Origin of the sequence: Pseudomonas sp. LH21 (assembly GCF_036549575.1) — a bacterium.
Classification (GTDB): Bacteria; Pseudomonadota; Gammaproteobacteria; order Pseudomonadales; family Pseudomonadaceae; genus Aquipseudomonas; species Aquipseudomonas peradeniyensis.
Genome location: NZ_CP144367.1, coordinates 2,557,266 through 2,578,830, shown reverse-complemented (window position 1 = coordinate 2,578,830; position 21,565 = coordinate 2,557,266). Strand labels below are relative to the sequence as shown.

General features: G+C 63.5%; 21 protein-coding genes. 10 read left to right on the top strand and 11 right to left on the bottom strand.

What is annotated here, in order from left to right; translation table 11 throughout:
- Window positions 1-827: 827 nt before the first annotated feature.
- The 4 genes from VUG52_RS11875 to VUG52_RS11860 form a co-directional block, all read right to left on the bottom strand.
- Window positions 828-2,426: a hypothetical protein gene (locus VUG52_RS11875; RefSeq protein ID WP_050705617.1), complete on the bottom strand. Its 1,599-nt coding sequence runs from the start codon at window positions 2,424-2,426 to the stop codon at window positions 828-830.
- A gap of 3 nt (window positions 2,427-2,429) precedes the next feature.
- Window positions 2,430-3,191: a hypothetical protein gene (locus tag VUG52_RS11870; protein ID WP_050705616.1), complete on the bottom strand. Its 762-nt coding sequence runs from the start codon at window positions 3,189-3,191 to the stop codon at window positions 2,430-2,432.
- Window positions 3,192-3,351: 160 nt separating this feature from the next.
- Window positions 3,352-3,879 (bottom strand): thioesterase family protein, encoded by a 528-nt coding sequence (locus tag VUG52_RS11865; protein WP_050705615.1) that lies wholly within the window; start codon window positions 3,877-3,879, stop codon window positions 3,352-3,354.
- Between the two features lie 269 nt (window positions 3,880-4,148).
- Window positions 4,149-4,559 (bottom strand): acyl-CoA thioesterase, encoded by a 411-nt coding sequence (locus tag VUG52_RS11860; protein ID WP_050705614.1) that lies wholly within the window; start codon window positions 4,557-4,559, stop codon window positions 4,149-4,151.
- Window positions 4,560-4,904: 345 nt separating this feature from the next.
- Here VUG52_RS11860 and VUG52_RS11855 point away from each other — a divergent pair, with 345 nt between their 5' ends.
- Entirely contained in the window at window positions 4,905-5,570 is a 666-nt protein-coding gene (locus VUG52_RS11855) for an HAD family hydrolase (RefSeq protein WP_050705613.1), read from the top strand.
- A 118-nt stretch (window positions 5,571-5,688) separates the two neighbouring features.
- On the opposite strand, the gene VUG52_RS11850 is transcribed toward VUG52_RS11855, so the two are convergent.
- The gene (locus VUG52_RS11850) at window positions 5,689-6,441 is read right to left on the bottom strand and encodes a methyltransferase domain-containing protein (protein WP_262951272.1); all 753 of its coding nucleotides are present in this window, start codon (window positions 6,439-6,441) and stop codon (window positions 5,689-5,691) included.
- A 96-nt stretch (window positions 6,442-6,537) separates the two neighbouring features.
- Between VUG52_RS11850 and VUG52_RS11845 the strand changes: the two genes are divergently transcribed.
- The 3 genes from VUG52_RS11845 to VUG52_RS11835 all read left to right on the top strand — a co-directional run bounded on the left by VUG52_RS11845 (window position 6,538) and on the right by VUG52_RS11835 (window position 9,222).
- A complete protein-coding gene (locus tag VUG52_RS11845; protein WP_050705611.1) occupies window positions 6,538-7,209 on the top strand; it encodes a class I SAM-dependent methyltransferase in 672 nt (223 codons plus the stop codon).
- A gap of 303 nt (window positions 7,210-7,512) precedes the next feature.
- Complete coding sequence (locus tag VUG52_RS11840) at window positions 7,513-8,817, top strand: MFS transporter (RefSeq protein ID WP_050705610.1); 1,305 nt, start codon at window positions 7,513-7,515, stop codon at window positions 8,815-8,817.
- Between the two features lie 93 nt (window positions 8,818-8,910).
- Window positions 8,911-9,222, top strand: a complete 312-nt coding sequence (locus tag VUG52_RS11835) for a hypothetical protein (protein WP_050705609.1) — start codon at window positions 8,911-8,913, stop codon at window positions 9,220-9,222.
- Between the two features lie 90 nt (window positions 9,223-9,312).
- On the opposite strand, the gene VUG52_RS11830 is transcribed toward VUG52_RS11835, so the two are convergent.
- Window positions 9,313-10,245: a LysR family transcriptional regulator gene (locus tag VUG52_RS11830; RefSeq protein ID WP_050705608.1), complete on the bottom strand. Its 933-nt coding sequence runs from the start codon at window positions 10,243-10,245 to the stop codon at window positions 9,313-9,315.
- A gap of 115 nt (window positions 10,246-10,360) precedes the next feature.
- On the opposite strand from VUG52_RS11830, the gene VUG52_RS11825 reads away from it, so the two are divergent.
- Both VUG52_RS11825 and VUG52_RS11820 read left to right on the top strand, forming a co-directional pair.
- Window positions 10,361-10,606, top strand: coding sequence for a DUF2790 domain-containing protein (locus VUG52_RS11825; RefSeq protein WP_050705607.1), 246 nt, complete (start codon window positions 10,361-10,363; stop codon window positions 10,604-10,606).
- A 99-nt stretch (window positions 10,607-10,705) separates the two neighbouring features.
- Window positions 10,706-12,010 carry an MFS transporter gene (locus tag VUG52_RS11820; protein WP_331832998.1) on the top strand — a complete coding sequence of 435 codons (1,305 nt, stop codon included), beginning with the start codon at window positions 10,706-10,708 and terminating at the stop codon, window positions 12,008-12,010.
- A 6-nt stretch (window positions 12,011-12,016) separates the two neighbouring features.
- Here the strand turns inward: VUG52_RS11820 and VUG52_RS11815 are convergent, their stop codons facing one another.
- Window positions 12,017-12,712, bottom strand: a complete 696-nt coding sequence (locus VUG52_RS11815) for a tRNA (adenine(22)-N(1))-methyltransferase (protein WP_331832997.1) — start codon at window positions 12,710-12,712, stop codon at window positions 12,017-12,019.
- A 168-nt stretch (window positions 12,713-12,880) separates the two neighbouring features.
- Between VUG52_RS11815 and VUG52_RS11810 the strand changes: the two genes are divergently transcribed.
- Window positions 12,881-13,261, top strand: coding sequence for a RidA family protein (locus VUG52_RS11810; protein ID WP_050705604.1), 381 nt, complete (start codon window positions 12,881-12,883; stop codon window positions 13,259-13,261).
- Window positions 13,262-13,295: 34 nt separating this feature from the next.
- Here the strand turns inward: VUG52_RS11810 and VUG52_RS11805 are convergent, their stop codons facing one another.
- Window positions 13,296-14,177: an RHS repeat-associated core domain-containing protein gene (locus tag VUG52_RS11805; RefSeq protein WP_082337733.1), complete on the bottom strand. Its 882-nt coding sequence runs from the start codon at window positions 14,175-14,177 to the stop codon at window positions 13,296-13,298.
- Window positions 14,178-14,384: 207 nt separating this feature from the next.
- On the opposite strand from VUG52_RS11805, the gene VUG52_RS11800 reads away from it, so the two are divergent.
- Together VUG52_RS11800 and VUG52_RS11795 are read left to right on the top strand one after the other, a co-directional pair.
- Window positions 14,385-16,385 (top strand): peptidase U32 family protein, encoded by a 2,001-nt coding sequence (locus VUG52_RS11800; protein ID WP_262974271.1) that lies wholly within the window; start codon window positions 14,385-14,387, stop codon window positions 16,383-16,385.
- An 83-nt stretch (window positions 16,386-16,468) separates the two neighbouring features.
- On the top strand, window positions 16,469-17,359 hold the full coding sequence (locus tag VUG52_RS11795; protein WP_331832995.1) for a universal stress protein: 891 nt from the start codon (window positions 16,469-16,471) through the stop codon (window positions 17,357-17,359).
- A gap of 54 nt (window positions 17,360-17,413) precedes the next feature.
- Here the strand turns inward: VUG52_RS11795 and VUG52_RS11790 are convergent, their stop codons facing one another.
- From VUG52_RS11790 to ptrR, 3 genes are all read right to left on the bottom strand, one after another.
- A complete protein-coding gene (locus VUG52_RS11790; protein ID WP_331832993.1) occupies window positions 17,414-17,935 on the bottom strand; it encodes an acyloxyacyl hydrolase in 522 nt (173 codons plus the stop codon).
- A 600-nt stretch (window positions 17,936-18,535) separates the two neighbouring features.
- A complete protein-coding gene (locus VUG52_RS11785) occupies window positions 18,536-18,979 on the bottom strand; it encodes a hypothetical protein (RefSeq protein ID WP_050705600.1) in 444 nt (147 codons plus the stop codon).
- A gap of 88 nt (window positions 18,980-19,067) precedes the next feature.
- Window positions 19,068-19,943 carry a putrescine utilization regulator PtrR gene (gene ptrR, locus VUG52_RS11780; RefSeq protein WP_052896490.1) on the bottom strand — a complete coding sequence of 292 codons (876 nt, stop codon included), beginning with the start codon at window positions 19,941-19,943 and terminating at the stop codon, window positions 19,068-19,070.
- 105 nt (window positions 19,944-20,048) lie between these two features.
- Here ptrR and VUG52_RS11775 point away from each other — a divergent pair, with 105 nt between their 5' ends.
- Entirely contained in the window at window positions 20,049-21,434 is a 1,386-nt protein-coding gene (locus tag VUG52_RS11775) for an aldehyde dehydrogenase family protein (protein ID WP_220690016.1), read from the top strand.
- The last annotated feature ends 131 nt before the right edge of the window (window positions 21,435-21,565 follow it).

Here is a 21,565-nt window from a genome sequence, read left to right as displayed (position 1 = left end):
GCCCTCCTGAACCATGACAGAGCACGCCTGATACATCATAAACTCCTCAAGTCAGTGCGTAATCGAGCGATATTGCTCGTTTCTTACTGGTACGGATTGGAGATAAATGAGACTTGCGCACTGAGCCTGGAGGACGTGGTGGTGACGCCAAAAAGAATACAGATAATAGTCCGCCCAACCCCAAAGTCGCATAAGTCGCCGCCCCAGCTTTTGACTATTGGTTATTTACCTCAGCTATGTCCAGTGCGAGCAACTCACGCCTGGTTAGGACTTTGCAAAATTAGCGAGGGACTCCTGTTCCCAGACATTAGAGCGGGCGAATTACTAGCTGACACGCCCGCAACTAACCTACAAAATCATTTCAGATCCCGAGCAAAGCGCATTACACCTGATGCGTTAAAAGGACCGATTGTGTGGAGAAACGGATTACTGGCTTTTCTGCTGGATTGTGGATGGTCAGCAGCAGACATCACGCAGTGCTTACCCCAGTATCGGAGAAAGCACATTCGGCATCTTCAAAAGGAGTTCCAAAAACAAGGACGCAATCGACAGGACTTACCAATAGATAGGGTCCTGACGACCATCTTGAGCCATTACACCCGATCAGCAGAAAACTATATATCCTCAAGAACCTAAAACAGCAATTCTTATTGCGTAGCTGCAAGCTTATTCGCCAATTTTTAGTAACAACGCTCCAGCTCAACTAAACCCTCACCTCGAAAGCACCAAGTAAATATTAAAATCCGCGAGCCGACAGGAACGCAAACCATTGAAATGCCGAGATTATCGACTAGCCAGAAATTGGAAGATTTAGTTAAGATGACTCCTCAGTAACGAATGGACAAGGCGATCGCCTCGTTTGGCGTCTGGTGTTTGTCCAGCAGGCCCAGCACCTCTTTCTTCAACTGCTCCTGCCGGTCGATCAGCGCCAGGTCGCGGAACTTGTAGTCCAGGTCGGCATAGCTTTCCGACACGCCGGCATTGAGGTGGTTCTTGCCGAAGGTGTGCACGATGTGCTTGGACTTCCAGATGTCGTACTGGCTGAACACCTGGTCCTGCGGCAGGTGCCTGGCGACCGAGAACGGCACCCGGGTCAGCAGGCAGTAGTTCATCTTGTACTTGTGGAATTGGTAGTGCTCCAGGGAGTGGACGAACGACACGTACCAGATGTAGGTGGCGATCACCTCGATGTTGAAGGCCTTGTCGCCGGGCTGGCACGGCAGGTTGACGTAGCGGCACAGCTCAGCGACCCAGTTGTTGATGTAGGGCTCGGAGCCGTCGCGCAGCAGGTCGTCGTAGCTGGCCGAGACGAACTTCAGCACCGCCGCGTAGTAGTCGCGGTACTGGGCGTTGAGCGCGTGCTGGCCATTGAGGTACTGGTCGAACGGGATGGCGAACCTGATCTCGAATTTCTGGGTCAGCGCCTGGTCCTCGGTCTCGCGCTTGTTGTACATGTTCAGGGCATTTTCATAGCCGACCTTGTAGAAGGTCTGCGCCGAGTAGTAGCCGATGCAGCTGTAGAGGAACTTGTCGGCGATGCCGGTGGTTTCGCGCAGCGACAGCGGCGATTCCTTGAACTGGTGGTTGAGCATCAGGATGTAGGCGGTGTGCGGGTCCATCAGCTTGTGGAAGTTCGACTCCCTGGGCACCAGGTTGAACAGGAACGCCGCGCCCATTTCGGCGAAGAACAGGTGGTGGTGCAGGTGTGCGCCGAGGATGAAGAACACCATGGTGTTGGACATGAAGTACACCTTGGCCAGGTCCCAGTGCGGCTCGCCCGGGCCGACGCTGAAACCGTCGCGCAGGGTGATGCGCATGCTGTCGGCGGCAAAATCTTCGGCAATGGCAATGCTGGCCACGTCGAACACCGAGCTGGACAGGCGGATCTCGCGGGTGAAGTCACGCATGTCGAAGGTCGACACGCCATCGACCGTCTGCAGGTAGTGGGTAATCTGCGACGACATCAGGAACACCCTCAGGTCCTCGTCCGAGATGGCCGTCGGCTGCGGGAACTGGCCCAGCGGCACCTTGTAGTAGTCGCGGTTGGCCTTGATGATCGACTGGATGTAGTTGTGGTAGACCTTGTCCTTTCTCCAGCGGTAGACCAGCTCGGCGGGCAGCTTCTTGGGGATGTAGCCCATGTGGTAGTCGGTGCCCGGGATCGGCGTGCTTTCCATCGAGATGGAGTCGCGGTTGTAGTGGCGATAACCGAAGTAGCGAGGCAGCAGCCATTTCAGCTGGACCCACTTCCAGGCCAGGAAGCTGGTGCCGAGATTGACCGCGTACAGCGCCAGCAGCAGCGGTACGAACTTCACGTAGTACAGGCCCACGTACACATGCTTCAACGGCTCGGCGCGGGTCTTGCTCATCAGTATGATCACGGGGCTGACGGTTATGAAAAACGCCAGCAGGATGACTTCCAGCATGCTTCAAACTCCTTGTTCGATCGCTTTGTTCTTGTTGCGGCTTGCGCCGTAGCTGTACAGGCAGGCGCCTGTGAAAATCACGTTGACGACGCTCCAGGCGAGCGCCGCGTCGGGGCTGTACCAGCTCGTCAGGTCGAAGGCCGGCAGGTTCATCAACGGTGTGTCACCGGCGAGCGTGCGCACGAACAGGTAGAAGCCGAAGGTGTAGGCACGGGCCTGGAAGTACAGGTCCGAACGACGCAGCAGCAAGGCGTAGGCCACCGGCGCCAGCAACAGCGGCAGGGCGTAGCCGAAGGTGGTGATCCGCGCCGAGTACAGGAAGCACAGGTTCCAGGTGGTGTAGAGGTAGGGCCAGTAGGCCGGCACGTGCACCACGAAATCACTGTGGCGCCCGGAAATCTGCCAATGCTTGCGCGAGTACGGCAGGCAGACGATCAGCCCCACGGCGGCGACGATGTTGAGGAGGTTGCCGGTCTGCCAATCGATCACCGAGGCCTCGATGATGTTCAGCACGATCACCACGTAGATCAGCTTGTAGATGAAGCCTTCGATGCGTGGCTTGTAGCGGGCATAGGCCAGGAAACACATGGGCAGCAGCACGCTGATGGTCTTGATGCGCATGAACAGGTTGGCGTTGGGCACCAGCAGCGCCGGCAGCGACAGGACGAAGAAGGTCAGGCCCACCAGGCGGTAGCGCCTGAACAGCTCGGCGACCAGCAGGAAGGCGGCGAAGAAGGCCAGCATCAACAACAAGGTGTTCGGCATGAGGTGTTTCCCTACTCATTCATGGATCGATGTGCAGCGCGAACGCCAGGCACGGCAAAGCCTGCCGCGCACGCCCGGGCCAGAGGCCGGGGACGGTGGAGCAATGGACAGGCGTTGCAGGTATCAGATGGTTGGCAAGAGGGCCGCGGCGCGGCCTGGCTCAGGCCTTGCCGAGGACGTGGGCTTCAGCCTCCAGCCATTTCTTCACGGCTTCAGGCATTGGCGCGGTGGTGGGCTGGACCTTGAGCTTCTCGGCGATCACCGCGTTGGCGACCAGGCCCTTGCGACCGACCCAGGCGCCTTTGGAGTAGCCGGTTACGACCACCTCGCCGGCCATATTGAAGAAGCTGTACTGGAAGTAGGTCCAGTTTTCGTCGAGGCAGCAGATGCTGAATTCGGCGGTATACTTTTCGAACATGGAAAGTTGCTTTTTGTAGACAACCAAGTTGCCACCTAGCATCGGTTTCCAGCCAAACTTGAAGGCCGGAATGAGGATTTTCGCGCGCAGGCAAAGTTCCAGCATGAACAAGTCGGCGATGGTCATATAACGACCATTGTTCATGTGCTTGTTGATATCGATATCGTTCGGCCAGACCCGTAGCGTGCGGTGCAGCGTATCGGTCAGGGCCATGGGCGGTTTGAAGAAACCGCGCAGGACAGCCAGCAACAGGCGGATGTACAGATTCATCCGGTTATCCCTCCCTAGGATTTTTTATTATCGTTCCCTGTTCAGCCAACCGTTGATTAATCGGTTGGCGGCAAGCGGCGCATTGCAGGCCTGCTTGTTTGCTTCTCAGCGGTGGCTGAAACTAACAGCTTTCGCCGGTAGCAACCAGTGGCCAACACCGTAATTGCTCGAAAAACGCCAACTGAATAACCGGTCACGTTCGGACTTTATATCCAATTGATGCTGAAACGTTTGTTCTTTTATTGGAAAACTATTCGTCGCGGTGTCCACTAGTCCATGTGCTCGCTCAATGCCTGGCGCAATGCCTCGGGCACTGCAACTGGCTGTTTGCTCTCAGGGCAGACGCACACCTGAGTCATGCTGGCGCGAAAGCACACTTCGCCGCCGGCACCGCGTGCCTCGACGGCAAAACTGAACGAGGTCGTCCCAGGCACGCCACTGCTGACCTGCACGCTGATCAGGTCATCCCAGGTCATGGGCGCCAGAAATTCGATGGACAGGGCCCGCGCCGGCGGCATCACGCCCATGGCGAACAACCTGCGCAGGCCTTCGCCGCCCAGGCAGCGGGAGAGAAACTCGTGAATCGCCTCGATGACGAAATAGGAAATGCGCGGCGTATAGACGATCCCCGCGGGATCGCAGTCGCCAAAGAGAATTTTCCGGGTAGTGACGAAAGGCATGGCGTTGTGTGCTCCGTGCTGGGAATGCCTGGCCGCTCATACTAACGTGCCAGCGCCTTTGCTGCCCCACCGCTCTCAAGCCATGCACCAAGGCGGACAAGGTAATGGCACAGGATTGACTGGCCCGAAACAGACGTGGGAGCGGCCTTGCGTCGCGATGCGCCGCGCGGGCGGCGCTCGATCTGATAGGCGGTGAAACTCCCCCGCCGAGCGGTGCTTGATCTCACAGGCGCTACAACGCCCCCGCCGAGCACCTGGAAATACCCCAGTCCCTCCCAGCCGAGTGCATTCCCCACCCCTGATCCCTTATGATGCTGAATGGTTTCTCCACCCTCAGGATGCCCGATGCTGACTGCCCTGCTGTTCGACCTCGATGGGACCCTCACCGACACCGACACCTTGCACCTGCAAGCCTTCCGCCAGCTGCTGTTCGACCATGACGGCCGCGAGCTGACGCAGGAGCAGTTCAACACCCAGGTCAGCGGCCGCTCCAACGGCCTGTTGTTCGCCGAACTGTTCCCCCAGGCCGATGCCGCCAGCCGTCAGGCCCTGGCCGAACGCAAGGAAGCACTGTTCCGCGAACTGTCACCGACCCTGGCGCCGATGCCCGGCCTGCTGCGCCTGCTGGACCACGCCGAACGGCATGGCATCGGCATGTGCGTGGTGACCAACGCGCCACGCCTGAATGCCGAGCACATGCTCGGCGCCATGCACCTGGCCACCCGTTTCGCGCATGTGCTGGTGGCGGACGAACTGGCGCGTCCCAAGCCCGATCCCCTGCCCTACCTCACCGGCCTGCAGCGTCTGGACGCCAAGGCCGGGCAGGCACTGGCATTCGAGGACTCGCTGCCAGGCGTCAAGGCCGCCGTAGATGCCGGCATCTTCACCGTCGGGCTGGCGACCACCCAGCCCGCCGAGCGGTTGCTGGAAGCCGGGGCAAGCCTGGTGATCGAGGACTATGACGATTCACGATTGTGGGAGCTGCTCGCGCAGATGCAGGCAAGCGCCTGATCGATGGCGAGAGGGTGACTATGCGTCGACATCGCCAATGAAGGCGCATGCAACCCTTTAAGCAAGCAAATGATTCACGCCTGCAATTTGCACTTTCCCAACTGAATGAACCTGTTATTCAGCATTTGCGCGCACAGATGCCAAAGGCCATGTCGCCTATGTAGATGCCCCGCGACTGAAGACGCTCGGCCTCCAGCCGCGCCGGTAGCGTATCGATCCCGACCTGCCTGGCCGTAGCCACGCCATGGGCGATGATCCGTGGCAGACAGGCGCGAATGATATCGGCCAGGGGATAGGCACTGTCGGGCGTCTGCACCAGGCCTTCGGCCCGCAGGTCCTCGACCGCCAGTCCCGCCTCGCAGAACAGCCGGTGCAGGTTGAAGCCGATATGCAAGTCGGCCCCCTCATGGGCCAGCATGCGTTGCAGCCACTGTTGGGCCTTGCGATGCAACGGAAAAGGTTCCAGGCTGGCCGGGGTCAGGCTGCTGTCGTGCTCCTGAAAGACCATCAGCCCACCGGGCAACAGATGCCGGGCCAGCAGGCGCAGGGCCTTGACCGGCTCCGCCTGGTACATCAGCACCCGGCGCCCGACGATAGCGTCGAACAACCCCAGGGACTCGGGCAGTGCACGCAGGTCGGCCTCTACGAACTCAGGTACCGCCGCGCCCTTGGGTGCCTCACGCAGACGCGCAAGCTCCAGTGCATCAGCCGCCTGGTCAACGCCAACCACCGCGCCATCGCCGTCCACCAGCCGGGCCAGCAGCCAGCTCACATCGCCGCTGCCACACCCGACGTCGAGCACACGCATGCCGGGGCCGATACCGGCATCGACCAGCAGTCGCGTGGTGAAATCCGCTTTCGCAAGTGCCATGCCATGCTCCTTCGCAGGTGCGCCAGTGTGCAGAGCAAAGGCCCCCGGACACAAGACTGGCCTATGCTAGAGCCACCATCTTTACCGGACCCGGCCATGCCCACCACCACCGATCCCCTGCTGGACAGCTGGCAGCACAACGCCCAGGCCTGGATCGAAGCCGTACGCTCCGGCGCCATCGCCTCCCGCCGCGAGGTCACCGACCAGGCGATACTGCTCGCCGTGCTGGGCCGCCAGCCTTCGCGGGTGCTCGACCTGGGCTGCGGCGAGGGTTGGTTGCTGCGCGCCCTGGCGGCACGGGGCATCGACGCGGTCGGCGTGGATGGCGATGCGACGCTGGTCGCCGCCGCGCGCTCGGCGGGCTCGCCCCAAGTACACCTGGCCAGCTACCAGCAGCTGGCCGAAGGCGCGGTGGACATCGGCCAGGGCTATGACTTGGTGTGCGCCAACTTCGCCCTGCTGCAACAAGACATCATCCCCCTGCTCTGCGCCATGCGGACCTTGCTGCTGCCCGGCGGCACAATCCTGATCCAGACCCTGCACCCGTGGACGGCGGCTGCCGGCCACTACCAGGATGGCTGGCGTGAGGAGTCGTTTGCCGGTTTCACCGGCGACTGGCGCCCGATGCCCTGGTACTTCCGCACCCTGGGCAGTTGGCTGAAGGCGCTGGAGCTGGCCGGGTTCGGCCTGCTGGAGTTGCAGGAGCCGCAACATCCGCAGAGCCAGGTGCCGCAATCCCTGCTGTTGGCGGCACACAGGCTGGACTGACGCCCCTGCGGCCACTCGTCGCAGCCTTTTCCTACTTGGCAAATCCTGCACAGGCCTTAAAATCCCGCCTCCTTTTCGCCCGTCGCCCCAGCCGGTGGCAACCGCCCGCAAAGACAGCGTCCGTGCCTCATCACATCGCGCATGTGCCACAGGCTCAACCGCCCCCGCCCGACCTGCCTGCATCAGGTCCGCGGTTGAATCTTGCCAAGGTCGCAGCCCGCCCAGGCCGCACTGCACGCCGCCATGACCCGGCCCGTGCAGCCGAAAAGGCGCATCTGAGCTCTTTTCAACCTTGAGGTAACTATGTCTGTGCGTTTGCTGGCGATGGCGCTGGCACCCCTGCTCGGCCTGTTCATCATTGCCCTGGGCAATGGCGTGCTGTCTTCCCTGACCACCCTGCGCCTGGGCGCCGCCGGCGAATCGGCGACCACCATCGGCGTGGTCTCCTCGGCCTACTTCATCGGCCTGACCCTGGGCGCTATATTCAACGATCGCCTGATCCTGCGCATCGGCCATATCCGCGCCTACAGCAGCTTCGCCGCGTTGATCGGCGCGACCATCCTGTTGCAGGGCCTGTTCTACGACACCACCTGGTGGTTCGCCCTGCGCCTGATCAACGGCTGGGCCGCGGTCGGGGTGTTCCTGGTGATCGAGAGCTGGCTGTTGCTGGCCGGCGACGCCAAGATCCGCGGACGCCTGCTGGCGCTGTACATGATCGCCTTCTACGGCGCCGGGGTGATCGCCCAGGCCGGCCTGGGCGAGGTCACCGGCTGGGGCGACACCGCGCCGTTCATGGTCGCCGGCATGCTCGCCACGCTGTCGGTGCTGCCGATCGTGATCCTGCCGCGGGTATCGCCGCTGCTGGACCAGGTCGAGCCGCTCAAGCCGCGGCAACTGCTGGGCGTGGCGCCGACCGGGCTGGTCGGCTGCTTCGGTTCGGGGGTCGCCATCGCTGGCATCTATGCCCTGCTGCCGCTGTACCTGCAGCGCATCGGCCTGGATGTGGGCAAGGTCGGCGACATGATGGCCTGGGTCATTCTCGGCGCCATGCTGCTGCAGTACCCGGTCGGGCGCTGGTCGGACCGCAAGGACCGCCAGGACGTGCTGATCGCCCTGGCCGCCCTGTGCACCGTGCTGTCGGTGCTGATCGTGCTGCTGCCGGCCGACACCGTGCTGCTGCCGGCGCTGCTGTTCCTGCTCGGCGGCGGCGTGTTCGCGCTGTACCCGGTGGCGGTCAGCAGCGCCGCCGACCGCGCCCCGGCCGATGCGCTGGTGCCGATGATCCAGGGGCTGCTGCTGATCAACTCGCTGGGCTCGGCCATGGCGCCGCTGGCCATTTCGCCGATGATGACCGCCTACGGCGAAGCTGGGCTGTTCTGGGCCTTCGCGGCGATCAACCTGGCCATGGTCGGATTCTTCCTCTGGCGTCGTGGCAAGCGCCCGGCACCGGAGCACCCGGCGCCGTTCGCGCCGACCGCGACTTTCTCGCCGACCGGCGCGGAACTACGGGTGACCGAGGACCTGATGCACGCGGCCCAGGAGCACCCGACGCTGGAGGCAATGGACGCCACGCACGGCCAGCAGGCGCCGCGTCCCGACGCCCACTGAAAGCCCGCGCCAATGACCGCCCGTCGCTTGACGGGCACCTTGGCAGCACCGTGGCAGCCCAACCATGACAGGTCATCCGACAGGAGATTCATCATGGTCAATCCACGCCCCCTCGCCTTGATGCTGGCGCTGCTGCTCGGTGGCGGCGCCACCCTCAGCCTTGCCGCGACCGACATGAACGATGGCGACAGCCACAGCGGACACGCCACAGACCAGGGCAAGACCGCCGGAGACGGCGGCAGCATAAACAACCCCGGTGGCAGCAAGGATAACGACAGCAGCGATACCGGCAGCGATTCCGATGCCGCCGACGGCGCTGCCGGAGGCTCCAACAGCACGGGTGAAGCCACAGGCTCCGGGGCCGGAGCATCAGGTGGCAATGCCGAGGATCAGGACAGTCGTTGACCTGGCTGTACCGGCCTTATCGCGGGGCAAGCCCGCTCCCACCAAGCCTGTACAGGCCCTTGTGGGAGCGGGCTTGCCCCGCGATGTCTGTCAGCGCCAGTAGCGAGGCTCATCCGCAATGCGCTGGTGCTCGGCAAACAGCAACGGCAACTGCTCCTTGAGAAAGTCCAGCCAGGTGCGCACCTTGGCATCCAGGTAATGCCGCGACGGGTAGATCGCGTAGATTTCCCGCTGGCGCAGCCGGTGCGGCGCCAGCAGCCGGCACAGGCGCCCCTCCTCCATGGCCTGGCTCGCCGAGTAGTACGGCAGCAGCCCCACGCCCATGCCCAGTTCGGTAGCCTTGAGCATGGCGTCGGCGACGTTGGTGAGGAAGGTGTCCTGGGGCACGATCACACAGCTGTCGGGCTGGCCCTCGAACGACCAGTCCTCCTCGAACAGCGGGTCGACCGTGCGCAGGCAGATGTGCTCGTGCAAATCCTCAGGCCGCTCGGGCACGCCGTGGCGGGCCAAGTACTCCGGGGAAGCACATAGGATGCTGTGGATGCTGCCCAGCGGGATGGCGATCAGCTGCGAGTCCGGCAGGCCCTGGCCGATGGTGATCACCACATCGTGACCCTCGGCCAGCGGGTCGGGGTTGCGCTGCGACAGGGTCAGTTCCATCACCACTTCCGGGCAGGTGGCGTTGTAGCGCGCCACCAGTGGCATCATCAGCAACCCCAGGCCATGGGTGCAATGGAAACGCAGGTGGCCGCGAGGCGTGAGGTGGGCGCCACGGGCCTCGTCCACCGCCTCCTCGGTGAGCAGCATGATCTGCCGGGTGCGCTCTAAAAACCGCTCCCCCGCCTCGCTCATGCGCAGGCGCCGGGTGGTGCGGTGCAGCAGGCGGGTCTGCAACTGATTTTCCAGCTCCGCGACGATCCGCGACACCTGCGCTGCGGAAATGTCCAGGGCCTGGGCCGCCGCGGCGAAACTGCCGCACTCCACTACCCGGGCGAAGGTTCGCATCGCATGCAGCATGTCCATGGGCAGGCAGCCTCATTCATACATGAAAGGCAGCAATCTATCACGGGATAGCCCATTTATTGTGAAACACAAATGAATGGATCATTAGCTATCCGCAACAAATGAGGAGCCTGTCATGAAACGTTCGATCGCCCTGCTCGCCCTGAGCGCCACCCTCGCCTCGTTCGGCGCACTGGCCGACAGCACCGCCAGCACCTACGAATACGGCATGCCGCTGGACATCGCCAAGGTCATCTCGATCACCCCGGCCAGCAATGACGCCGACTGCCAGGTGGGCACCGCGCACATGGTCTACGTCGACCACCAGGGCCAGACCCGTGAAGTCGACTACCGCCAGATGGGCAACTGCTCGCAGCTGTAAGCCCTGGGAAAAATACCAGCCATCTTGCTGAAAGTGCATTTGCCCGCCCGCGACACCGCCGCATGATCTGCCGGGACAACAACAAGAACGTCCCGGACCATGAATACGATAGAAACCTCCACGGCCACGTCCGTGCGCGCCTGCGACGCCACCCATGCCCGCATCACCTGGCGGCTGATGCCGCTGCTGCTGGTGTGCTACCTGTTCGCCCATCTGGATCGCATCAACATCGGCTTCGCCAAGATGCAGATGAGCGCCGACCTGGGCTTTTCCGACACGGTCTACGGCCTGGGCGCCGGCCTGTTCTTCATCGCCTACGCGCTGTTCGGCGTGCCCAGCAACCTGGCCCTGGACCGGGTCGGGCCGCGGCGCTGGATCGCCACCCTGATGGTGGTCTGGGGCCTGCTGTCCACCGGCATGATGTGGGTGCAGGACGCCGCCGGCTTCTATGTCCTGCGGTTTCTGCTGGGGGTGGCCGAAGCGGGCTTCTTCCCCGGCATCCTCGTGGTGCTCAACCGCTGGTATCCGGCACGGCGTCGTGCCCAGATCACCGCGCTGTTCGCCATTGCCGTGCCTTTGGCCGGCGTGGTCGGCGGGCCGTTGTCCGGCGGCATCCTCCAGGCCTTCCACGACCAGGGCGGCCTGCGCGGCTGGCAATGGATGTTCCTGATCGAGGGCCTGCCGGTGGTGCTGCTCGGGCTGGTGGTGCTCAAGTGCCTGCCGGACAGCTTCGAGCAGGTCGCCTGGCTCAATGCCGGGCAAAAGCAGGCGTTGCGCGAGGAAATGGCCGGTGAGGAGCGGCACAAACCCATCAGTTCGCTGGCCGGTCTGCTCGGCAACGCGCAGGTCTGGCTGCTGGTGGCGGTGTATTGCGCGGTGATGCTGGCGGTCAACACCCTGGCCTTCTGGATGCCCAGCCTTATCCACGGCGCCGGCATCGGCAGCGATGGCCAGGTCGGCCTGCTCAGCGCCATTCCCTATCTGGCCGGATGCCTGTTCATGCTCGGTTGCGGGCGCTCCTCGGACCGCCAGCGCGAACGCCGCTGGCACCTGTGCGTGCCGCTGCTGATGGCCGCCGCCGGCATCGCCCTGGCTGGCTCGGCGCCGGGCAATGCCCTGCTGGTGATGACTGGGCTGGTGATCGCCGGCATGGGCGCCAGCGCCGCCCTGCCGATGTTCTGGCAACTGCCGCCGGCGTTCCTGGCAAGTGACACCCAGGCCGCCGGCATCGCCATGATCAGCTCGTTCGGCAGCATCGCCTCGTTCGCCGCGCCCTACCTGATCGGCTGGATGCGCGACAGCACCGCCAACCCTGGCCTGGCCCTGCAGGTGCTGGCCGTGGCCATCGTCTTCGGTGGCATGTTGGTGCTGAAGGTGCCCGCCAGCGTGGTCAACCCGAAATGAATGGGCTCAGGCCAGCAGCTCGCGGATCCAACCGGCCTGGCGGGTGATGTCGCGCACCTTGTCCTCGGGCACCGGCTGGCGTGCGCGGGCGAAGTTGTCCAGGCTCTGTTGCTTCTGGCGCAGCATGCGCTGCCACTTGAACAGAAAAGCCGGGCTGCGCGCCTGCATCAGCAGCGGACCGAAGTACAGCTGCTCGGCCGTGTAGGCGACCGCCTCGGCACGTTCGGCGACGATGATTTCGTAGTCGAAGCGGTTTTCCCGCAGCACTTCCTCGCCGACGATCCGGTAGCCGTTGTCCATCAGCCACTGGCGCAACGCGGGCTCGCCGCCGTTGGGTTGCAGGACCAGGCGCTCATGACCACCCAGGTACTGCTTGCCGGCTTCGAGAATGTCGCGGATGGTCTCGCCGCCCATGCCACAGATACTGATCGCGGTAATCCCATCACCCGGCTCGATGGCCGCCAGGCCACTGGCGTGCCGCACCGTGATGCAATCATCCAGGCCATTTTCGCGCACGGTACGCCGTGCAGCCTCGCAGGGCGTGAGCGCCACCTCGCCGGCCACCGCCGCGACAATCGCACCGCGGCGCACCAGCGCCACTGGCAGGTAGCCATGGTCCGAGCCGATATCGGCCAGACGCGCCCCGGCCGGCACATGGGCGGCCACGCGCTCCAGACGCATGGACAATGTGTGTTGGTTCAACGCAAGCCTCTTCTGACAACCTGGGCCCGGCACCTGTGGCCGGGTCGGGGCGCGATTCTGACCGCCCGCGCCGCGCATTTCAAATGCCCGCGACCGGCCGCCCGCCTCGACCTGCCCGACCCGCTCGCGTAGGCTTGGCGGTTTCCTTCCGTTGCAAGGCGAAACCCCATGGCTAACAGCGACATCATCTACACCCCCGACCCGGACGCCGACTCGATCTCCTCGGACGTTGCCGAGTACAACGGCATCCTGGTCAGCACCCAGATCCCCGTGCAGGCCGACGGCAGCCTCGAGCTGGGCGATATCACCACCCAGTGCGAATGCACCCTGCAGGCGCTCAAGGTCGCCCTGGAGCGCGCCGGCAGCTCGATGGACCGGGTGCTGCACCTGACCATCTACCTGACCGACATGGCCGACCGGGCGGCGTTCAACGAGGTGTACCAGCGGTTCTTCAAGAAACCATGGCCAGTGCGCGCGGCAGTGGGCGTGGCTTCGCTGGCGTTCGAGGGGATGCGCGTGGAAGTGACGGCGATGGCGGCCAAGGGCTGATTGACCGTCCAAGGGCCGCACCTACGCGGCCCTTTTAGGATCGACTCTCCGGTATGCTCTGGAAACTTCCGTGTGATGCCTGATCATTCATCATGCGCACTTGCTCATTGGCTTGACTCGCTAACCACGCAGCTACACTTTGCATAGCTTGTGTACTGCGAGAGGGTGTAACGACCTCTGTTAGTCTGTCATCCATACCTTTGAAGGCTTTTATTAAAAACTTCAATTGCTTGTCGATTTCAGCGCCATTATTTCCGATTAATCGGTCATGTGCTTTGGACGCAATAGTCATAGCTGATACTGCTCCTACCGCACCCACATCAGCGTACTTAGCCCCAGACCAACTAGCCGGCACAAAGTAAAAATACAGACCCGCCACCCCGCCCACGACAGCGGCCCCAGCGCTGGATATGGCGCCTTTTATATGATCACTTTTTTCCCAGGGGAGGACTCTTGGCCCTGACGGCAATCCATTTTCCTTTAGTATCCCCTGAAGCGTCTCGATCCTACTTATCTTTGATGCCATTTCAATATGATGAAAGACCTTCTCTGCCCCCCACCCTCCGAAAGCCAGGGCTGAAATCGCCAATCCCGACCTGGTATCCTCCTTACCGTTCGGATCATGAAAGTTAACAGGGTCTCCATGACAATAAGCATAGGCATTGACCCCGCCTACCCCAAACGGACTCAAGCGATCAGGTGAGTGGAACCGCATCACGAACGGACTGAAGGTTCGATGTCCATTCCCCAAATGATAATGCTCCGTCAACTGATCACGAGCCTGACCGCAGTAAGCCAACACAGCTCCCCGCTTGTCGGAATGTCCTCCATATGGCGTATAGGCCCTGGCCGGGCCGGAGCCACCCAGTACCGAACGCTGCAGGTCGGCCATGGCCAACAAACAATTGGATGTCATGACGATACCTGATCTCGACAATAATGCCCCTGACGCTATCACCGTTGCCTGGCAGGCATAACTGACAAAAATGCCAGGCGTCCCCTCTTCTCCGAGGAAGAACAGCCCTGACTGCCGTTTCCGAGAAGTTCATCGGTTATGGATGCCCCCGCCCCGTTTCATCGCTACAATGCCCGCCTTACCGTGACAGCCCGAACCTATAACGACATGTCCCTTCCAAAGCACCACCTGGAACTGCTCAGCCCTGCCCGTGACGTGAGCATCGCCCGCGAGGCGATCCTGCACGGCGCCGACGCCATCTACATCGGCGGCCCGAGCTTCGGCGCGCGCCACAATGCCTGCAACGAGGTCAGCGATATCGCCGAACTGGTGGAGTTCGCCCGGCGCTACCATGCCCGCGTATTCACCACCATCAACACCATCCTCCACGACAACGAGCTCGAACCTGCGCGCAAGCTGATCCACCAGCTGTACGACGCCGGTGTCGACGCGCTGATCGTGCAGGACCTGGGGGTGATGGAGCTGGATATCCCGCCGATCGAGCTGCACGCCAGCACCCAGACCGACATCCGCACCCTGGAGCGGGCCAAGTTCCTCGACCAGGCCGGGTTCTCCCAGCTGGTGCTGGCCCGCGAGCTGAACCTGCAGCAGATACGCAGCATTGCCGCCGAGACCGACGCGGCCATCGAGTTCTTCATCCACGGCGCGCTGTGCGTGGCCTTCTCCGGCCAGTGCAACATCTCCCACGCCCAGACCGGGCGCAGCGCCAACCGTGGCGACTGCTCCCAAGCCTGCCGCCTGCCGTACACCCTCAAGGACGACCAAGGCCGCGTGGTGGCCTTCGAGAAGCACCTGCTGTCGATGAAGGACAACAACCAGACCGCCAACCTGCGCGACCTGGTCGATGCCGGCGTGCGCTCGTTCAAGATCGAGGGTCGCTACAAGGACGTGGGCTATGTGAAGAACATCACCGCCCACTACCGCAAGGAACTCGATGCCATCCTCGAGGACCGTCCTGAACTGGCCCGCGCCTCGAGCGGGCGTACCGAGCACTTCTTCGTGCCGGACCCGGACAAGACCTTCCACCGTGGCAGCACCGACTACTTCGTCAGTGATCGCAAGATCGACATCGGTGCCTTCGACTCGCCGACCTTCACCGGCCTGCCGGTGGGCGTGGTGGAGAAAGTCGGCAAACGCGACCTGCTGGTGGCCACCGATGTCCCACTGACCAACGGCGACGGCCTCAACGTGCTGGTCAAGCGCGAGGTCGTGGGTTTCCGCGCCAACATCGCCGAACTCAAGAGCGAATCCGAGGAAGACGGCCAGAAGCGCTACCGCTACCGCGTCGAACCTAACGAGATGCCCGAGGGCCTGTATAAGCTGCGCCCCAACCACCCGCTGTCGCGCAACCTCGACCACAACTGGCAGCAGGCACTGCAGCGCACCTCCGCCGAGCGTCGGGTCGGTGTCGAGTGGCACGCGGTACTGCGCGAACAGTGCCTGATGCTCACCCTCAGCAGTGAAGAGGGTGTCAGTGTGCAGGTGGCCCTCGACGGGCCATTCGGTGCCGCCAACAAGCCACAGCAGGCCCTGGACCAACTGCACGACCTGCTTGGCCAGCTGGGGACCACGATGTACCACGCCACGGCCATCGACCTCGATGCACCGCAGGCTTACTTCATCCCCAACTCGCAGCTCAAGGCCCTGCGCCGCGAAGCCATCGAGGCACTGACCGCAGCACGGGTCCAGGCGCACCCACGGGGCGGACGCAAGGCCGAGACCACGCCACCACCGGTTTACCCCGAGTCGCACCTGTCGTTCCTGGCCAACGTCTACAACCAGAAGGCCCGCGACTTCTACCACCGCCATGGCGTGCAGCTGATCGACGCCGCCTACGAGGCCCATGAAGAGCACGGCGAAGTGCCGGTGATGATCACCAAGCACTGCCTGCGTTTCTCCTTCAACCTGTGCCCCAAGCAGGCCAAGGGCGTGACTGGCGTGCGCACCAAGGTGGCGCCGATGCAGCTGATCCAGGGTGACGAGGTGCTGACCCTGAAGTTCGACTGCAAGCCTTGCGAAATGCACGTGATCGGCAAGATGAAGAGCCACATCATCGACCTGCCGACCCCGGGCAGCGCGGTGGCCCAGGTGGTCGGGCACATCAGCCCGGAAGACCTGCTCAAGACCATCCCGCGCGCGCCGCACTGAAAGACGACCCGCCGTCGCTCCACGGGATTTCGCCGGCGGCGGGTCTAGACTGAACAGGGGGCTGCCACACGTGGAGGTGTGAGATGAGCCAGTTCAAGCGATTGTTGGTCATGCTCGGCCCGCAGATGCGCCACACGCCTGCCCTGCAGCGCGCTGCGGCGCTGGCCGAATCCAGCGGTGCCCTGCTGGACCTCAATGTCTTCGTCGACGATGTCGACACCTTCGGCCTGATGAGCGACGGCCGCGAGCGCGAACGCCTGCTCGAGGACAACCGCCAGTGGCTGGCCGACGAGGCCGAGCAGCTGCGCAATGCCGGCCTGGATGTCTCCACCGAACTGCTGCTGACCCGCGACCCGCTGGGCAGCGTGCTGGAACAAGTCGAGCGCCTGGGCTGCGACCTGCTGGTCAAGGACGTGCAGCACGAACCCATCCTCAAGCGCCTGCTGGTCACCCCACTGGACTGGCAACTGCTCAAGGACAGCCCGGTGGCGGTGCACCTGGTCAGCGACATCCGCCTGCCCCTGCCCCGGCAGATCGCCGCGGCGGTCGACCTCAACAGCCATGGCAGCGGCGAGCACCTGGACGACCAAGTGATCCGCAGCGCCCACGCCCTGGCCCTGCAGTGCAACGCCGAGCTGCACCTGTTACACGTGTGTGATGCGGCCAGGACCCATATCGCCGACTTCGGCGCCGGCACCGTGACCATGCCCGGGTTCGACACCAGCGTGCGCACGGCCCAGCGCACGGCATTCAACCGCCTGGGCGACCACTACCAGATCGATCTGGAACGCCGCCACTTCCTCGAAGGGCCGGCGGTCAAGGCGATCACCCAGTACATTGCAGCCCACCGGGTGGATGTGATCGTCATGGGCAACCACCGGCACGATGCCTTGCAGGCGTTTCTCGGCGGCACCACGGCGCATGTGCTGGAGCACCCGTTGTGCAATGTGCTGGCGATCAAGGCGGTGCGTTGAGGCAGCATCGCGGGGCAAGCCCGCTCCCACGCTGCGGGAGCGGGTTTGTTCGGTTCAGAAGCCTTTGCTGTAGAACAGCGAGTACGACTCGATCCCATCGTTAGGCTGCTTCAGCCCGGCGTTGGAATAGTGCATGGCGCGAATGCCGATCTTCTGCTCCGCTGGCAGCTTCAGGCCAAAACCGATCCGGTCCTCGAAGTTCACCGACGAGCCCAGGCGCTGGTCGCCCACGTCGGTCTTGGAAAAGGCTGCCAGACCGATACCGGCTTCAATGAATGGGGTGTAGGTGAAGCCACTGAACTCATAGACGAACACCGGGCTGAACGACAGCGAGTGGGCGCCGCTGGCCTCGCCACCTTCCCAGTAGGTGTAGGCCGCGTCCCAGTAACCGGTCAGATGGCCGGTGCTGCTCTCCAGCCATTTCTTGTCCCAGTCGAACGACATCCCAATACGGTAGGTCATGTCGCCCTGGCCAGTGGCGCCCACGGCACCGGATATCTGGGCGGCCTGGGCCAGGTTGGCGCCGGCGAATGCCAGCACGGCGGCTGCCAACGTAGTGGCGAGACGGGTCTTCATCAAATGACTTCTCCTGATGGTCTTCACGGGCAGGCCCGCGATCTTGCGCGTGCCTGCGGCAAGTGGGGGCTGCGCCCCTCGTTGTGCACCGGCGACCCGGCACATCCAACCGGGTTACAAGTGGTAATACTTCCTCGATTATTGTCCGAATAATCCGATAGTGGAAAGTGATTTGCCACTATTGGCTAAGGACACTGCGTTCCATTCAAGGGTTCAGTCGTATTTTGCTTATTCGCCGCGAAGGCTCCTGCGCCTATCAGATCGAGCGCCGCCCGCGCGGCGCATCGCGACGCAAGGCCGCTCCTACATCTGTTTCGGGCCAGTCAATCCTGTGCCATCACCGGGTAAGCCTTGTTGGTACGACGCGGTTTCAGCGTGGGCACCACTAGCGCCTCACCTGTCTCAAGACTTGCACCAAGGCGGGCAACCATGGCCTGACAGGTTCGGCACGTTGCAACAAATGTAGGAGCGGCCTTGCGTCGCGATGCGCCGCGCGGGCGGCGCTCGATTTCATAAGCGCTGCAAGCCTAACGGCGGACACGTGGTAGCCCTCACTCGGTCTATCGCCTAGCGCCCCAAAACACCTTGAAAGGCTGGCCCTCAGCGCCAGTTCAGATCAACCCGCGCCGGCGCCTTGCCGTCCACCGTCACCTGCTGCTGCACGGTCCGGCCATCGGCATTGCCGATCACCCGGTAGTGCCCCGCAGGCAACTGCACGAAGATCAGCGGCCCGACGTCCTGCAGCGCCAGCACCGATTGGCCCTGGGCCGACTGGATATCCAGCGCGGCGCCGCTCTGGAACTTGCCGTCCGCGCCGGTCGACAGGGTGATATGCAGGTCATAGCCGGGCGTGCGGCGCAGGGCATTGGCCTCGTCCTGGCCAATACCGCCTTGCAGGTAGCGGATGCCGTTCTGCTCCTGGGGTTGCAGCTGCACGCCCTGCGGATCGATGGGCGCGTTCAGGTCGGCGGCCGCCGCCAATGTCCAGGGCATGGCCAAGGCCAGCAACAGCGCCGCGCACAGGCCGTAATGATGGGTACGCATGGTGCATTCCTCCCACTTGGGGGATGGTCTACACCATTTGGAGGATTTTCCGAGGCAGGGGTTCGCATTGCGGCGCACCGTTAGTCCGTCAGGACGTGGGCAGCTCACGACGCTCCTCCAGCAGCTTGATGAACATGCTCAGGCTGCGCGACACCGTGCCCCGCCGCCACACCAGCCAGGTTTTCAGGTAGCGGAAGTCCTCGGCCATCGGCCAGGCACTGACCGTACTGCACCCCGGCATGTTGTCGAGCATGCTGCGCGGCATCATTGCCAAGCCTGCGCCAGCGCTGACGCAGGCGAGCATGCCGTGGTACGACTCCATCTCGTGAATCTTGCCCGGAACCGCCTGGTCATGGACGAACCAGCTCTCGAAATGGTGGCGGTACGAGCAGTTGGCGCGAAACGCGTAGATGCTCGAACCGTTCACATCGCGCGCGCGGGTGACCGGCGGGTGGTTGAGCGGCGCGATGACCATCATCTCCTCTTCGAACACCGGCATGCCCTCGAGCGTCGGGTGCAGCACCGGGCCATCGACGAAGGCCGCCACCAGGCGCCCGGACAGCACGCCTTCGAGCATGGTCCCCGACGGGCCGGTGGAGAGGTCCAGGTCGACCTTGGGATAGCGCTGGTTGTACGCCGCCAGCAAGGCCGGGATGCGTACCGCCGCCGTGCTTTCCAGCGAGCCCAGGGCGAAGGTGCCCTGGGGATCCTCACCCGCCACGGTCAGCCGCGCCTCGTGCACCAGATCGAGAATGCGCCGGGTGTACTCGAGGAAATTCCAGCCGGCCGGCGACAGGCGCAGGCGGCTCTTCTCGCGGATGAACAGCTCGACGCCCAGATCCTCCTCCAACTGCTTGATGCGGGTGGTCAGGTTCGACGGCACCCGATGGATCTGCTGGGCGGCGGCGCTGATGCTGCCGTGCTCGGCCACGGCCTTGAACATCTCGAGTTGCACCAGGTCCACGGTCATTCTCCAAACGTGAATGTTTCACTCATTATTATTCAGTTTTCATTAAAGCACGCTACCCCTAGTCTGGGCTCACCCGATCAAAACAATGAGAGTCCTGCCATGAGCGAGATCAGCAGCCTGACCCACGCCATCTCCGTCGACCCCTACAGCGGCGAACGGATCGGCCACTACGCCTTCGACACCGACGCCGCACTGGACGCGGCGCTGCAACGCGCCAAGGCCGGCTACAACCAGTGGCGCAACGTGTCGCTGGGTCAGCGCAGCGAGTACCTGGTCGCGCTCGGGCAGGCCCTGCAGGCCAACGCCGAAGCCTTTGCCCAGATGATCGCCCGCGAGATCGGCAAGCCGATCAGCCAGGCCCGCGGCGAGGTCAGCAAGTGTGTCGGCCTGTGCCAGTGGTACGCTGAACACGGCCCGGCCATGCTGGCGCCGGAGCCGACCCAGGTCGAAAAGGCCCGTATCGAATACCGCCCGCTGGGCCCGATCCTCGCCGTGATGCCGTGGAACTTCCCAATCTGGCAGGTGCTGCGCGGCGCCGTGCCGGCACTGCTGGCGGGCAACACCTATGTGCTCAAGCACGCGCCCAACGTGATGGGCAGTGCCTACCTGCTGGCCGACCTGTTCAAGCGCGCCGACCTGCCTGAAGGCGTGTTCGAGGTGCTCAACGTCACCCCCGAAGGCGTCACCCGCGCCATCAACGACCCGCGCATCGCCGCCATCACCCTTACCGGCAGCGTGCGCGCCGGCATGGCCATCGGCGCGCAGGCCGGTGCCGCGCTGAAGAAGTGCGTGCTCGAACTGGGCGGTTCCGATCCGTTCATCGTGCTGGCCGACGCCGACCTCGATGCCGCGGTCAAGGCCGCCGTGATTGGCCGCTACCAGAACACCGGGCAGGTCTGCGCCGCCGCCAAGCGCCTGATCGTCGAGCAAAGCATCGTCGAGGCGTTCACCGAGAAGTTCGTCGCGGCCACCCGTGCGCTGACCCTCGGCAACCCGCTGGACGACGCCACCTACATCGGCCCGATGGCCCGCTACGACCTGCGCGACGAACTCGACGGCCAGGTCCAGGCGACCCTGGCCGAAGGCGCCACCCTGCTGCTGGGCGGCAACAAGATCGAAGGCGTGGGCAACTTCTACGCGCCGACGGTGTTCGCCAACGTCACCCCGGGCATGACCGCCTTCAAGCAGGAGCTGTTCGGCCCGGTGGCGGCGATCATCAGCGCCCGCGATGCAGAGCACGCCGTGGAGCTGGCCAACGACAGCGAGTTCGGCCTGGCTGCGACGATCTACACCGCCGACTATGCCTTGGCCGAGCGCATGACCGCGGCCTTGGACACTGGCGGCGTGTTCATCAACGGCTACTGCGCCTCCGACCCCCGCGTGGCGTTCGGCGGCGTGAAGAAGAGCGGGTTCGGCCGTGAACTGTCGCACTTCGGCGTGCGCGAGTTCACCAACGCACAGACGGTGTGGCTGGATCGCAACTGATCCTCTGCCTCAAACCCTGCGCGATCCCTGTGTAGGAGCGGCCTTGTGCCGCGAACGGGGCGCGTAGCGGCCCCAGGGTCTGCGCCACAAGACAGATCGCCGGGGCCGCTCTGCGGCCCGTTCGCGGCACA